The organism is Pseudomonas sp. MYb327 (genome assembly GCF_040438925.1).
Lineage (GTDB): Bacteria > Pseudomonadota > Gammaproteobacteria > Pseudomonadales > Pseudomonadaceae > Aquipseudomonas.
On record NZ_CP159258.1, the window covers coordinates 936,441 to 950,882 of the forward strand.

General features: G+C 59.7%; 13 protein-coding genes. 4 read left to right on the plus strand and 9 right to left on the minus strand.

The annotated features are described in order from the left end of the window. The first annotated feature begins 101 nt into the window (after window positions 1-101). Window positions 102-1,307 carry an ISL3 family transposase gene (locus tag ABVN21_RS04335; RefSeq protein ID WP_353637224.1) on the plus strand — a complete coding sequence of 402 codons (1,206 nt, stop codon included), beginning with the start codon at window positions 102-104 and terminating at the stop codon, window positions 1,305-1,307. A gap of 32 nt (window positions 1,308-1,339) precedes the next feature. On the opposite strand, the gene ABVN21_RS04340 is transcribed toward ABVN21_RS04335, so the two are convergent. The 8 genes from ABVN21_RS04340 to ABVN21_RS04375 all read right to left on the minus strand — a co-directional run bounded on the left by ABVN21_RS04340 (window position 1,340) and on the right by ABVN21_RS04375 (window position 10,665). After that, a complete protein-coding gene (locus tag ABVN21_RS04340) occupies window positions 1,340-1,624 on the minus strand; it encodes a pyrimidine/purine nucleoside phosphorylase (RefSeq protein ID WP_339556182.1) in 285 nt (94 codons plus the stop codon). Between the two features lie 69 nt (window positions 1,625-1,693). Continuing rightward, the gene (locus ABVN21_RS04345) at window positions 1,694-2,236 is read right to left on the minus strand and encodes an exonuclease domain-containing protein (RefSeq protein WP_339556183.1); all 543 of its coding nucleotides are present in this window, start codon (window positions 2,234-2,236) and stop codon (window positions 1,694-1,696) included. A gap of 71 nt (window positions 2,237-2,307) precedes the next feature. Further along, entirely contained in the window at window positions 2,308-4,269 is a 1,962-nt protein-coding gene (locus ABVN21_RS04350) for an acetyl/propionyl/methylcrotonyl-CoA carboxylase subunit alpha (protein WP_339556184.1), read from the minus strand. Between the two features lie 114 nt (window positions 4,270-4,383). After that, window positions 4,384-5,181, minus strand: coding sequence for an enoyl-CoA hydratase-related protein (locus ABVN21_RS04355; RefSeq protein WP_339556185.1), 798 nt, complete (start codon window positions 5,179-5,181; stop codon window positions 4,384-4,386). Then, window positions 5,178-6,335, minus strand: a complete 1,158-nt coding sequence (gene atuD / locus ABVN21_RS04360; protein WP_339556186.1) for a citronellyl-CoA dehydrogenase — start codon at window positions 6,333-6,335, stop codon at window positions 5,178-5,180. Before atuD ends, ABVN21_RS04355 begins: the two co-directional genes overlap by 4 nt. 25 nt (window positions 6,336-6,360) lie before the next feature. Continuing rightward, window positions 6,361-7,977 (minus strand): geranyl-CoA carboxylase subunit beta, encoded by a 1,617-nt coding sequence (atuC, locus tag ABVN21_RS04365; RefSeq protein WP_339556187.1) that lies wholly within the window; start codon window positions 7,975-7,977, stop codon window positions 6,361-6,363. A gap of 3 nt (window positions 7,978-7,980) precedes the next feature. Further along, window positions 7,981-8,850, minus strand: coding sequence for an SDR family oxidoreductase (locus ABVN21_RS04370; protein ID WP_339556188.1), 870 nt, complete (start codon window positions 8,848-8,850; stop codon window positions 7,981-7,983). A 12-nt stretch (window positions 8,851-8,862) separates the two neighbouring features. Then, on the minus strand, window positions 8,863-10,665 hold the full coding sequence (locus tag ABVN21_RS04375; protein WP_339556189.1) for an acyclic terpene utilization AtuA family protein: 1,803 nt from the start codon (window positions 10,663-10,665) through the stop codon (window positions 8,863-8,865). A 178-nt stretch (window positions 10,666-10,843) separates the two neighbouring features. On the opposite strand from ABVN21_RS04375, the gene ABVN21_RS04380 reads away from it, so the two are divergent. From ABVN21_RS04380 to ABVN21_RS04390, 3 genes are all read left to right on the plus strand, one after another. After that, window positions 10,844-11,467: a TetR/AcrR family transcriptional regulator gene (locus tag ABVN21_RS04380; protein ID WP_339556190.1), complete on the plus strand. Its 624-nt coding sequence runs from the start codon at window positions 10,844-10,846 to the stop codon at window positions 11,465-11,467. A 95-nt stretch (window positions 11,468-11,562) separates the two neighbouring features. Further along, entirely contained in the window at window positions 11,563-12,381 is an 819-nt protein-coding gene (locus ABVN21_RS04385; RefSeq protein ID WP_339556191.1) for an amino acid ABC transporter substrate-binding protein, read from the plus strand. A 75-nt stretch (window positions 12,382-12,456) separates the two neighbouring features. Further along, on the plus strand, window positions 12,457-13,470 hold the full coding sequence (locus ABVN21_RS04390; protein WP_339556192.1) for a GNAT family N-acetyltransferase: 1,014 nt from the start codon (window positions 12,457-12,459) through the stop codon (window positions 13,468-13,470). 123 nt (window positions 13,471-13,593) lie between these two features. Here ABVN21_RS04390 and ABVN21_RS04395 read toward each other — a convergent pair whose 3' ends face one another. Next, window positions 13,594-14,142 carry an RNA polymerase factor sigma-70 gene (locus ABVN21_RS04395; protein WP_339556193.1) on the minus strand — a complete coding sequence of 183 codons (549 nt, stop codon included), beginning with the start codon at window positions 14,140-14,142 and terminating at the stop codon, window positions 13,594-13,596. Window positions 14,143-14,442: the final 300 nt, after the last annotated feature.

Below are 14,442 nucleotides of genomic sequence, written 5' to 3' on the forward strand. Positions count from 1 at the left end.
TTTTTGGTTCTTCACGGAATCCCGGGAAAGACAGAAACAAGAACGCCGATTTGATTGATGATGTTCGTGCGAGCAAACACATCTAAAAAACCGGCGTTCTTATGCGTGATATTAATACTTTCCTTCCTTTTTGGGAGGGCTTTTCTGTCGTCACCATCAAGCCCGATGGTGACGCCCTACAGATCGATCTGATTCCCCATGCCACCCGATTCCCTTCCTGCGGCGGCTGCCAAAAACCGTGTTCAACCACTCATGAGTATTGCGAGCGAACTGTTCGTGATCTTCCCATTCTCGGTCGCGCGGTACGCCTCAGCGTTTTGCTCAGGCGGGTTGGCTGCCGCGACTGTGGCAAGCGCATGGAGGCCGTCAGTTGGCTGGATCGCTATGCCCGCATGACGCGCCGCTTAGCCGATGCGGTCATCCAGACCTGCGAGCGCCTTCCCACCCTGCACGTGGCCCAGATGTTTGGGCTGCATTGGGACACCGTTCGGTTGCTGGAGCGTCGAGCCTTACAGGCGGCGTTGAGCACGCTGCCAAAGGCGCAACCACGACGCCTGGTGATGGATGAATTCGCGCTGTTCAAAGGGCATCGCTACGCCAGCGTGGTGTTGGATGCCGATACGCGACGAGTGCTATGGATCGGTGAAGGCCGCAGCCGGGCGGCGGTTCGGCCCTTTTTCGAGGAGCTGGGGCCAGAGGGGTGTGCTCGAATCGAAGCGGTGGCGATGGACATGAACACCGCTTTTGACCTGGAGGTTCGTCAGCACTGCCCGAAAGCGCGAGTGGTCTACGACCTCTTTCATGTGGTGGCCAAATATGGCCGAGAGGTGATTGATCGGGTCCGCGTCGACGAGGCTAACCGACTGCGCCACGACAAGCCGGCTCGCAAGGTCATCAAGCAAGCGCGGTGGCTGTTGCTGCGCAATCCAGAGAACCTGAAAAGGCCGGAACAACAGGTTCACTTGCAGGATTTGTTGGCGGCCAACCAATCGCTGATGACGGTTTATTTGATGAAAGCTGAGCTCAAAACGCTCTGGACGCCGAGTGCTGCTTGGGCCTGGAGATCGGCCTGGAAGCAATGGCTGCGCCATGCTCATGAAAGCGAAATACCAACTCTGATCCAGTTTGCCAAACGGCTAAAGGGCTACTGGCGGGGCATCGTGAGCCGAGTGCGCTGGCCGATGCACACCGGTCAGTTGGAAGGAATAAACAATCGAATAAAAGTCATTAAACGGATGGCGTACGGTTACCGGGATAGCGAGTTCTTTTTCATGAAGATCAAGAGCGTCTTTCCCGGTAATCCGTGAAGAACCTTTTTTTCGCTGTGAAACCCGGGGTTTTAGCCGCGGTATTCGCACAGGTAAGCGGTTTCGACGGCCACTTTCAGCTGGAACTTGCTGTTGGCTGGCACATTGAACTGGCTGCCCGCGGCGAAGGTTTCCCAGTCATTGCCGTCCGGCAGCTTGACGGTCAGGGCGCCGGACACCACGTGCATGATTTCACGCTGGCTGGTGCCGAATTCGTATTCGCCCGGAGCCATGACGCCGATGGTCGCAGGACCTTCAGCGGTGCCAAAGGCGATCGACTTGACGGTGCCGTCGAAGTACTCGTTGACTTTAAACATGGGCGATTCCTCGAAAAGGGCTAAAAAGGGCCGGCCAGTATGCACAAGGCCTCCCGCGTCGTCACCTGTCTAAAGCGGAAGAACCAAAGGCAGCAGCCGTGCGGTATTGCGCGCATCTTCGAGCGCTCGATGTTGCTGGCCGGTGAACTGCAAGCCGGCCAGTTGCAGGGCGCCGTTGAGCCCCAGCGGGCGCTCCAGCCGACGGGCCTTGGCAAAGCGCTGCTTGAGATTCATGTGCGGCACATGGCTCAACACGCTGTCGAGTTGCAGGCGTTGCCATTCCTGAAGCAATTGTTTGCGATCGTAATCGCCCCAACTGACCCAGCCTTCAAGGCGTGTGTGATGTTGGCCCAGCCAACGTTCGAACGACGCCCATACCTCGACCAATGGCTGTGCAGCATCGATATTGGCCTGGGTGATGTGCGTCAATTCCCGGCAAAACGGCGTCAGCAAGGGCCGACGCAGCGGTCGGACGAAGCGTTGGAAATGATCCGCTTCACGCCCTTTTCGATCCACCAGGGTGGCGCCGATTTCGATGATTTCCATTTCAGTTACTGGCCAGCCACCCTCATCGGTGGTGGCTTCCAGATCTATGACCAGCCAGTGAGGCATCGCCGGGTTCCTGGTATCCGCGTGCTGATAGGGGTTGAGCGTAGTCAAACCCGACGGTTACGCCTAGCGGCTCATTCAACCTCCAGCAAAATTTGACGGTTTTTCACCTGATCGCCGACTTGCACCTGCAAACGCTTGAGCACGCCGTCGATGCCCGACTTGAGCGGATGTTCCATTTTCATCGCCTCCAGCACCACCAGCAGTTGGCCTTTGCTGACTTGACTGCCGACGCTGACCAACACATCGACAATCGCCCCGTCCATCGGCGCCTTGAGCGTGCCGGAACTGACGCTGGCCTGGCTGCTTACCAAAGCCTGTGTACGATCCGTCAGTCGCAGGCTACCCGGCTGTGTGAACAGCCAGAGTTGCCCAGCCTCCAGGCGGTAGGCATGGCGCTGCCGAATGCCGTCGATTTCGATTGTGGCCGAGCGCCCGTCGCATTCGATGATCTTCAGGTCAAGGCTTCGGTCGGCGACTTGAATCCGGTACGCCTCGCTCGGCACAACGTTCAATTCCACCGGCCACTCCTGATCTTCCAGGCCAAGGCGATAGTGCAGCGGCACACTGGCGTTGTTGCGCCAACCGCCGAGCGGACCTGGGTGATCCTGTGCCGAGAGCTGATAGAACAGTGCGGCGGCAGTCGCCAGTTCCTCGGCGCTGGGCATATGCGGGTGCAGGCAAGGATGGTCGGCGAAATACTGCGGGATGAAGCCGGTGCTGAATTCGCCACTGATGAACTGTGGATGTTGCAGCAGGCCGACGAGCAGGCGTTGATTGCTCTGGACCCCCAGCAGTACGCTGTCTTGCACCGCACGCAGCAACTTGCGCCGGGCTTCTTCGCGGGTGGCGCCATGGGCAATGATCTTGCCCAGCATCGGGTCATAGAAAGGGCTGACCTGCCAGCCTTCGCTCAGGCCATGGTCAATCCGTACGCTGTTCTGGATGGCCGGTTCCCAGGCAGCGATGCGTCCGGTTTGTGGCAGAAAGCCCTGGGTCGGGTCTTCGGCATACAACCGTACTTCGATGGCATGGCCGTTGAATTGCACCTGATCCTGACGCAACGGCAGAGGTTGTCCTTCGGCAATGTTCAATTGCCAGGCCACCAGATCCTGCCCGGTGATGAGTTCGGTCACCGGGTGTTCGACTTGCAGGCGCGTGTTCATTTCCAGAAAGTAAAACTGCCCGCGCGCATCCAGCAGAAATTCCACGGTCCCCGCGCCGACGTAATTCACCGCACGCCCGGCCTTGAGCGCCGCCTCGCCCATGGCTTGGCGCAATTCGGTGGTCATCACCGGGCATGGCGCTTCCTCGATGACTTTCTGGTGGCGGCGCTGGATCGAACAATCGCGCTCGCCGAGGTAGATCAGGTTGCCATGGTGGTCCCCGAACAATTGAACCTCGACATGCCGGGGTTCGATCAACGCCTGTTCGAGGATCAGCTCACCGTTGCCGAAACCGTGCAGGGCTTCGGAACGAGCGGTGCAAATCTGTTCCAGCAAATCACTGGCGCTGTGCACCAGCCGCATGCCGCGCCCGCCACCACCGGCACTGGCCTTGATCATCAGCGGGTAGCCGATGCGCTCGGCTTCACGGCTCAGGGTCACGTCATCCTGTTCGGCGCCTTGGTAGCCTTTGATGCACGGTACACCAGCGTCGAGCATGGCAATTTTCGACAGGCGTTTACTGCCCATCAATTCGATGGCTTCGGGGCTGGGGCCGATGAAGGTGATGCTTGCGTGTTGGCAGGCGAGGGCGAACTCGGCGTTTTCCGAGAGGAAGCCGTAGCCGGGATGGATCGCGTCCGCTCCGGTGCGGCGGGCGGCTTCGATGATTGCCGGGATGTTCAGGTAAGACTGTTGCACCGGGGCCGGGCCGATGTTCACGGCTTCGTCGGCCATTTGCACGTGCAGGGCGTCGGCGTCGGCATCGCTGAACACCGCTACCGTGCGATAGCCCAGAAACTGGGCGGTGCGCTGGATGCGGCAGGCGATTTCACCGCGGTTGGCGATCAGGATCTTGCTGAATCCGGGCATGTTCTATTCCCTGGTTATTGCGGTGAGTGTGATGGCCTCATCGCTGGCAAGCCAGCTCCTACAGTGGGCGGTGTCGTTCACAAACCTTGTAGAGCTGGCTTGCCAGCGATGCTTTCAAGAGGCCCACCCCGGCTTACGCTTTTGCACAAATGCCATGGTCCCTTCGACACCTTCGGTCCCGGTCACCGCGTGGCCAAACCACTCGGCAGCTTGATCCAGCAGATCGCCACTTGGTTGCGCAGCACTCGCCAGCAACAGTTTTTTTGTCGCCGCATTGGCCTCAGGTGCGCAACACAGCACATGAGCCAACACTTCATCCAGACGTTCGGCCAATGCTTGCGCATCGTGTTCGACGAAATGCACCAACCCCATCCGCCGCGCCTGTGTGCCGTCGAACCGGGCGGCGGTCAGGGCCAGTCGCCGGGCCTGGGTCAAACCGATGCGTTGCACCACGAACGGCGCGATTTGCGCCGGCAGCAGGCCGAGACTGGTTTCCGGCATGCCGAATTGCGCTTGATGATCGGCCATGGCGATATCGCTGACGCACGCCAAGCCAAACCCACCACCGAGCACCGCGCCTTGTAGCACGGTGATCACCACTTGCGGTGCGTGTTGGGTTTCTTCCAGCAAGGCACCGAAAGCGCGGTTCAAATCGCGGTACGCAGTCGGGCCTTGGGCGCGGGCGTTGGCCATGTCCTTGATGTCGCCGCCGGCACAGAAATGCCCACCGGCACCACCGATCACCAAGGCACGAATCGCTCGATCATCACGCACAGCCGCCAGCACCGAACGCAGTTCGGCGACCATCTGCAAGCTCATGGCGTTGCGGCTTTCCGGGCGATTGAGAGTGATGTGCAGCACGCCGTTGTGTGGTTCGAGCAACAAGGTCTGGCAAGTGGGCAGGGTGCTCATTTCTTTTTCCCCGGCAGGATGCCCATGAGTTTGCAGATGATCCCCAGCATGATTTCATCGGCGCCGCCGCCGATCGACACCAGCCGCACGTCGCGGTAGGCGCGGGCCACCGGGTTGTCCCACATGAAGCCCATGCCGCCCCAGTATTGCAGGCAACTGTCACTGACTTCGCGGCCCAGCCGGCCGGCCTTGAGTTTGGCCATGGAGGCGAGGCGGGTAACATCCTGGCCTTTGACGTATTGCTCGGTCGCCTGGTAGACCAGCGCCCGCAGGCATTCGATTTCGGTTTGCAATTCAGCCAGGCGGAAGTGAATGACCTGATTGTCGATCAGTGCGGCGCCAAAGGTTTTGCGTTCCTTGCAGTATTCGATGGTGCTGTCGACGCAGTATTCCAGCCCTTTGATCATATTGGCCGCGCCGAATAGGCGTTCCTCCTGAAACTGCAGCATCTGCATCATGAACCCCGCGCCTTCATGGCCGATGCGATTGCGCTGCGGAACGCGCACGTTGTCGAAAAAGACCTGGGCAGTTTCCGAGCTGCGCATGCCGAGTTTGTCCAGGTGCGAGCTGAGGCTGATGCCCGGCGTGTTCATCGGCACCATGATCAGCGACTTGTTGATGTGCGGCTTGTCGTCCGAAGTGTTGGCCAGCAGGCAGATGAAGTCGGCGCTCGGCGAGTTGGTGATCCACATCTTGCTGCCGTTGATCACGTAGTCGTCGCCGTCCTTGCGCGCGGTGGTTTTCAAACCAGCGACGTCGGAACCGGCGCCGACTTCGGAGACGCCGATGCAGCCGACTTGCTCACCCGTGATCGCCGGACGCAGGAATTCTTCACGCAACTCATCGGAGCCGAAACGCGCCAGGGCCGGGGTGCACATGTCGGTCTGCACACCGATAGACATCGGAATGCCGCCACAATGAATGGTGCCGAACTCTTCGGCGGCGACGATCGAATAGCTGTAGTCCAATCCCATGCCGCCGAATTTTTCCGGTTTGGAAATCCCCAGCAAGCCAAGTTCGCCAGCCTTGCGGAAGATCTCGTGAATGGGAAAACGCCCGGCCTTTTCCCATTCCTCGACATGAGGATTGATCTCGTGATCGACAAATTGGCGGACGGTGCGGCGCAGTGCTTCGTGTTCCTGGGTGAAGATCATTCTTATTGTTCTCCTCTGATCGCCCTTAGAAACGGGCTACACCAAAACTGTTGGCTTGCAGTGGCCGCACCTCGGCCTCAAAGCAGATATCCAGCAAATAACCGAGCAAGGTCCGGGTATCGCGCGGATCGATCAAGCCGTCGTCCCACAGATTGGCACTGCCATAAAGTGCCGTGGACTGGCTGTCGAGTTTCTGCGCGGTGACCTGCTCCAGCATGTCGAGCATTTTCGGATCGGGCACCAGGCCGTCCTTGGCGTGCTTTGCTTCGGTGACAATGCGCAGCACTTTGCCCGCCTGCGCGCCGCCCATGACGGCGGTGCGGCTGTTGGGCCAGGCGAAGATGAAACGCGGGTCGAGGCCGCGGCCGCACATCGCGTAGTTGCCGGCGCCATAGGAGCCGCCGACGACGATGGTCAGTTTTGGCACACGGGCGTTGGCCACGGCCTGAATCATCTTGGCGCCGTGCTTGATAACGCCTTGCTGCTCCGACTCAGTGCCGACCATGAATCCGGTGGTGTTGTGGAAAAACAGCAGCGGCGTCTGGCTTTGGTCGCAGAGCTGTATGAACTGCGCCGCCTTGCTCGCACCTTTAGGGGTGATCGGGCCATTGTTGCCAATGAAGCCACAAGCGCGCCCCTGGATTTTCAGTTGGCCACAGACGGTCTGCTGATCGAACTCACCTTTGAATTCGAGGAAGTTCGAGCCGTCGGCTATGCGAGCAATGATTTCGCGCACGTCATAAGGTTTTTTCGGATCGTCCGGGATCAGCCCCAGCAACTCATCGATGGGGTAGAGCGGCTCTTCATATTGACGTTCGGGCAGCCACTGCAACTGGTCGTTCCACGGCAGCATGCTGACGATCTCGCGCGCCTGGCGCACTCCGTCAGCGTCGTTCTCGGCCAGGTACTCGGCAGTACCGGCGGTTTGCGCGTGCATCTCGGCGCCGCCCAGTTCTTCGTCGGTGGCGATTTCACCGGTAGCCGCTTTCAGCAGAGGCGGGCCGGCGAGGAACAGCTTGGCCTTGCCGCGTACCACCACCACGTAATCCGACAATCCCGGCTGATAAGCGCCGCCCGCCGTTGCAGACCCATGGACCACAGTGATCTGCGGCAATCCCATGGCTGACATCCGTGCCTGATTGGCAAAGCTGCGCGCGCCTTCGACGAAAATCTCCGCCGCGTAATTGAGATTGGCACCACCGCTTTCGGCAAGGGTGATCACCGGCAGTTTGTTTTCCATGGCGATCTGTTGCAGACGCAGGGATTTTTTCAAGCCACTGGGGGAAATGGTCCCGCCCTTGATCGCGCTGTTGTTCGCCACCACCAGCAAACGCACGCCGGACACATAACCGATCCCGGCGATCAGGCCGCCACCGGCCGAGCTGCCGTCCTTGTCGTCATGCAATTTGTAGCCGGCCAGGCTAGCCAGTTCGAGGAACGGAGCGCCCGGGTCCAACAGCAGGTTGAGGCGATCACGGGGCAGCAATTGCCCGCGTTTGTCGAATTTCGGTTTGGCTTCGGCGGCCTTGTTCAGCAGGTTCTGTTCGAGTGCTCGGACGTGCTCGATGCCCATCAACATCGCCGCGCGATTGCGGGCGAACTGTTCGCTGTGGGGATCGAGTTGCGACTGAATCACCGGCATGGGTTATTCCTCGTCCTTGAGCACGTCAGGAAGGTACGCGCGGTGAAAGCCGTTGTACGACTCGCTGTTTTTCGCCTTGTGAATGGGCCAGGCGCGCCCGCCGAGACTGGCGGCACCATCGATGCGCAGGGTGCTGCCGCTGATAAACGCGGCGGCCGGGCTCAACAGAAAGACAATCGCCGCACTGACTTCCGATTCGGTGCCGATGCGCTTGAGCGGCACGTGTTCGCGCAAGGTCGGGATCACCGCTTTGAACGCACCTTCGTAGGTGTCCATGCCGCTGGAGGCGACCCAACCCGGCGCCACGGCGTTGACCCGCACACCGGCATGTCCCCACTCGAAGGCCGCGGTCTTGGTCAGGTTATCCATGCCCGAACGCGCCGCGCCGGAGTGGCCCATGCCGGGCATGCCGCCCCACATGTCGGCCAGCATGTTGACGATGGCCCCGCCGTGTTTGCTCATGGACTGGTTGAACACTTCCCGGGCCATCAGGAAACCGCCGACCAGATTGGTGCGCATCACGGTTTCGAAACCCTTCTGATTGATCGAGGCCAGAGGCGAGGGGTACTGCCCGCCAGCGTTATTGACCAGGCCGTGGATCGGACCGTGCTTGCGGATCAGTTCACTGACCAGATGGGTTACCGCTTCTTCGTCACGGATATCGCAGGTGCTCCAGTCGGCCTGGCCGCCATCTTCGGTGATCTCGGCAGCAACAGTTTTCAGCTTGTCGGCCTTGCGCCCGACCAGCAACACATGAGCGCCGAGGGCCGCCAGTTCGTGCGCGGTGCAACGGCCTATGCCGCTGCCGCCGCCGGTGACGATGATGTTTTGGCCGGCAAACAGATCGGCTTTGAAAATCGAATCGTAGGCCATGGCGGCAGTCCTCTAGTTGACCTGGTCGGCGATGCGCTGCGGCACCGGAATCTGAATCTCCAGCAACTGCTGGGCGAAAGCCTTGCCTTGCGGATCGATGCGCAAGCTGGCGACACCGCCGCCGCCGAGGGCGTTTTCCAGCAGGAAATTCAGGCTGTGGGTAGCGGGCAAATACCAGCGCTCGACACGCCCGTGGATCGGGTCGAGGACATGGCTCATCCAGTCGACGATCACTTCGGGGGTCAAGGCTTCGGCAATCCACGGCAGGTATTCGGGATCGCGGGCCATGACGCCGATGTTGCTGTGGTTGCCCTTGTCGCCCGAGCGCGCCACCGCCAGTTTCACCAGTGCCACGCTGGCGTCGGCCAGGCCTGCGGGTTTGGGTGGCTCGAACGGCACCGGCAGGTTGGCGCTGTCGAGCACATCGACGGCGGGCAGGGCGCACGGGTGGCGCTGGCCCATGAGGTCAATTTCCAGCGTGCAGGCACTTTTGTCGATCAGGAACGAGAACAAGCGGATCAGCGGATACACCGTCGGCCGGCCACCGACAATCCCGGTCAGCCCCGGCGCCATGCCGGTGGCGGCCTGGGCGATTTCCCGGGAGAACACGATCAGCGCCTGTTTGCTCGGGTGACGCACCGCGAGTTTGATCACCACTTCGCGGCTGTCCCGGCGTTGGCCGTGGGGGCCATAGGTGGCTTCGCTGCCGAGCAGTTCGATGCTGACGTCGCTATAGGGCGCCCAGCCGCGTTGGGTGAATATCTCCGAGGTCTTGTTGATGATTGCTTCGCTGACTCGGTGGGCCTTGTCGACCGCATCAATGCCGGCGATCAGGCAACTGGCGGTACAACGGAAACCGTCCGGGTAGGTCGCGCTGACCTTGTACTGATCCGTCGGCGGCAAACCTCTTGCGCCGTGTACCTGAACCGCGTTCTTGCCTTGTTGCACGAGTTTGACCAGGGTGAAATCGCAGACCACGTCGGGCAACAGATAGGCCCGTGGATCGCCGATTTCATAGAGCATCTGTTCTCCCACCGTCAGCGGTGTCACGAGGCCGCCGAAATCTTCGGGTTTGCTGACGACAAACTGGCTGTCGGCACTGACTTCAACGATGGGAAAACCGATGTGTTCGTAATCGGGCACATCACGCCAGTCGGTGAAGTTGCCGCCGGTGCATTGGGCTCCACATTCGATGATGTGCCCGGCCAGCGCAGCCTGGGCCAGTTTGTCGTAGTCGTGCCACGACCAGTCGAACTCGTGCACCAGCGCGGCGCTGACCACGGCGCTGTCGACCACGCGCCCGGTGATAACGATGTCCGCGCCTAGACGCAGGGCTTCGACGATGCCCGGTGCACCGAGGTAGGCGTTGGTTGAAACGCACATGGGCGGCAGAGGGGCGGCGCTGAACATTTCGCGAAGACCGCGAGCGCTCAATTGTTTGAACTGCGGTTGCAGGTCATCGCCCAGCAACACAGCGATTTTCAGTGCAACGCCAGCCTTGTCACACGCCGCCTGCAGCGCAGCAGCGCAGGCTTGGGGATTGACCCCGCCGGCATTGCTGATGACACGGATTTTTTGTTCGGAAAGTTGGTTGAGCAGGGGACTCAGGACTTCAATGAAGTCGCTGGCGTAGCCGGCCTGGGGATCTTTCATCCGTGCGCCAGCCATGATCGACAGGGTGATTTCAGCCAGGTAATCGAAGACCAGGTAGTCCAGGCGTCCGCCATCCACCAGTTGCGCGGCAGCAGTGGAAGTATCGCCCCAGAAGGCGCTGGCGCATCCAATGCGAATTGTTTTTGGCGCAGTCAGTTCCATAACCACCTCCGACAGATGTGCGTCGAGACTACCAAGCAAGCGCTTGGTTTGTAAACGGCTGAAATATCTTCTGCCCGAGCGCTTGCTTGGTTGCCAATGCCAGCTTAAATTGCCCGCGAAACCCCGCTGTTTTAGCGGTGATCGGCGTACTGGATTGATCGACTGTAGGAGAGAACGGGTGGACGAGCAAAAAGCCCTGAGGGTCATGCGCGAATTGGTCGACGACGGCCAGTTGACCGACCCGGACAGCGCCCGTGGCAAGCTGCTGCAAGTGGCGGCTCACCTGTTCCGCAATAAAGGCTTCGAACGCACCACCGTGCGCGATCTGGCGGGTGCCGTGGGCATTCAGTCGGGAAGTATTTTCCATCACTTCAAAAGCAAGGACGAAATCCTGCGCGCGGTGATGGAGGAGACCATTCGCTACAACACTGCGTTGATGCGCGCGGCCATCGCCGATGCAAGCAACGTGCGTGAGCGGGTGCTGGCGCTGATCCGCTGTGAATTGCAGTCGATCATGGGCGGCAGTGGCGAAGCCATGGCGGTGCTGGTCTACGAATGGCGTTCGCTGTCCGAAGACGGTCAGGCCAAGGTCTTGGCGCTGCGGGACATCTATGAAGACATCTGGCTGCAGGTGTTGGGCGAAGCTAAAAGCGCCGGTTTCATCCGTGGTGATGTGTTCGTCACCCGGCGTTTTCTCACCGGTGCGCTGTCCTGGACCACCACCTGGTTTCGCGCCGGAGGCAGCATGAGCCTCGATCAATTGGCCGATGAGGCGCTGATCCTGGTGCTGGAGGAAAAATAATTAGATTGTGTTGGCCGGCAGGAAACTGGCTAACTGGGCGAAACCGCCTAGCTTGATTGCATTGATGCAGTATTTTTGGGGAGTGGGTTGTTTTGATGTCTTCGCCAATTCGGACGGCTTCACGGCTTTTGCTGGCGATGCTTGCGGCGTCGTGGATAGTGCCTTCACCGGCGGCCCAACAAGTGCGCATCGGTGCCGCGCATTTTCCGCCATACACCGTGCGCCCGGAAACCGGTGCCGATACGGGCTTGCTGCCGCAACTGGTGGAAGCGCTCAACGCCCTGCAGAAGGACTATCAGTTCGTGTTGGTGCCCACCTCCATTCCCCGGCGCTTTGGTGATTTCAAGCAGGGCCGGATCGACATGGCGATCTTCGAGAATCCCGCCTGGGGTTGGGAGGCCATTCCCCACACCGATGTCGACATGGGGCTCGAAGATGCCGAGATTTTTGTCGCACAACGTCTGCCCGAACGAAACCAGAACTACTTCTCCGAACTCGCGGGCAAGCGCCTCGCGCTGTTTAGTGGTTACCACTACGAATTCGCCAACTTCAATGCCGAGCCCAAATACCTCGCGCAAAACTACAACGCCACGCTGACTTACTCCCATGACAGCAACCTGCTGATGGTCCTGCGCGGCCGCGCCGACATCGCGCTGGTCACTCGCTCTTACCTGAGCGATTACTTTTTGCGTAACGAAAAAGTCGCCAGCGAGTTGCTGGTGTCCGAGCGCATCGATCAGGTTTATCACCACTTCGCGATCCTGCGCCCGGCCGCGCCGATCAGCGGCGAGTCGTTCGGCAAGTTGCTGCAAGGACTGCGGGACAACGGCCAGATGCTGAAGATTTTCGATCCGTACAAGATTGCGATAGTGCCGATTCCGCACAATGAACTGGCGCCACAGGTCGCGAATTGACCAACACCGCTTAAATTTTCCGCTTCGACTCACGTCACATCGTTGAACTGTCGACGATTATCGTGAGCCCGACCCATGCCCAATCCGAATGACCTGACTGCCCTGGCGTTGCCGACAGGCAACAGTCTTACCGCTGATGAAACCGAGGGCTGGCTGAGCCTCAACCTGGAGGGCAAGCCGCTGATCCAGCTGCGGCTAACCCACGAGCCCGAGTTGCAGGTGCAACTGTCGGATCGCTTCGGTTGCCCTGACAGCAAAGCAGTCTGGGCTGCTTGTTATTGGCTATTCGTCCGTAATCCGTCTTGCCAGCGCCTGAGCTGGATACTCGACGAAGCGCCGAGTGAATCCTTGCTCAGCGGGTTGCTGATCCCCACGCCAACCGTTGGCGAATACCGTTGCGAGCGCAGCCTGTTCTGGCAATTGCCGCAGCCGTGGCTGGGTCAGGCGCTAGCTGGCAGTTATCCACAGCAAATGATCATCAGCGGCGGCAAGCGTCATCCGTTGCGACCGATCAAGCCACAGGGCGAGGTGTATCGGCGTTTCGATGCGCAGCTGGGCGCCTGGATTTCCCTGCGCACTGTAGATGTCGAGCTTGACCTGGCACGTTTCAATCGCTGGCAAAACAGCCCGCGGGTTGCCAGTTTCTGGCAGGAAAAGGGCAGTCTCGAACAGCATCGCGAGTACCTGATCAAGCTCGAAGCCGACCCGCACACCCTGACGCTGATTGGTTGTTTCGACGACCAGCCGTTTGCCTATTTCGAAGCCTACTGGGCCAAGGAAGACCGCATCGCACCTTTCTATGAGGCGGGTGATTACGATCGTGGCATTCATATGCTGGTGGGCGAAGAAAATCACCGTGGCCCGCACAAGGTGGCGAGTTGGTTATCGGCGCTGGTGCATTACCTGTTTCTTGATGACCCGCGCACCCAGCGAGTGGTCGCCGAACCCCGCGCCGACAACGGCAAGATGATCGGGTACATGCAGAGTCAGCGATTCCATTGCGAGAAGGAATTCGATTTCCCGCACAAGCGCGCCGCGTTGATGGTGCTGGGGCGTGAGCGGTTTTTTGATCGGTGTGGGGTGGTTTGATCTCAGGGCTGAAGATTTTTATCGTTCTTGAGTCTGCCATCGCGGGCAACCCGCTCCTACGGGGTTAGCGAACAACCTGTGGGAGCTAGCCTGCCAGCGATTGAGGCGATGCGATTTCAGATCTTAGCGATTGGCAAAAGTGTCCGCGCGACTGCCCGACACCTTGCGGCAGTGCACCAGCGCATCACGAATCATGAAATTCACCAGGGTCGGCGAGACGCCGAGTTCCTTGGCGATGTCCTTTTGCGGCACGCCGTGCAGGCGGTACATCTCGAAGGCGTAGCGGGTGCGGCTCGGCAACTCCGTCAGCGCGTCGGCGATGTTTTCCAGGGTGGAAAAATTGATGTGTGACGTTTCCGGCGAGGCACCCTGGATCACCACGTTCAGACCTTCCTCTTCAGGCCCGGAATATTTCTGCTCCAGTGCCTGTTTGCGGTAGTGATCGATCGCCAGGTTGCGCACGATCTGGAACAGATAGCTGAGCTGAGCCTTGATCGAAGACGTGATCTGCGGCGCCGATTGCAGTCGGAAGAATGCGTCCTGCACCACGTCTTCAGCACGCGAGCGGCAGCCGGTGATGCGGGCTGCAATCTTGACCAGTATCAGTCGATTGTCGACGAATGCCTGAAGTAGCGGCGAATCGCACCTGCTTGTGGAAACTTGTTCCGTCATGGAATCACCCTGCTGCCAAAAGGTTAGTGGGGCGGCAAGAGATCGAGGCTGCCCTACACATCGAGCGACAAATTAGGTTGAATGATAATGATTGTCAAATGAGAAATAGAACTAATGCGCCGTAAAGGTGCAGAGTGAGAACTGCGACACGCTGTCGCGGCCCGGCCCGGTTGGCGCTTATGGCTGGCGACTAATTATTTGCAGACGTCATCCGTTCTCATTGGTGAATGGCTCCGGGCTCAAGCCCCGGACACAAGCGCATTGCCAATGCCTCGCGCGGTCGGTGAAGACCGCGACCTG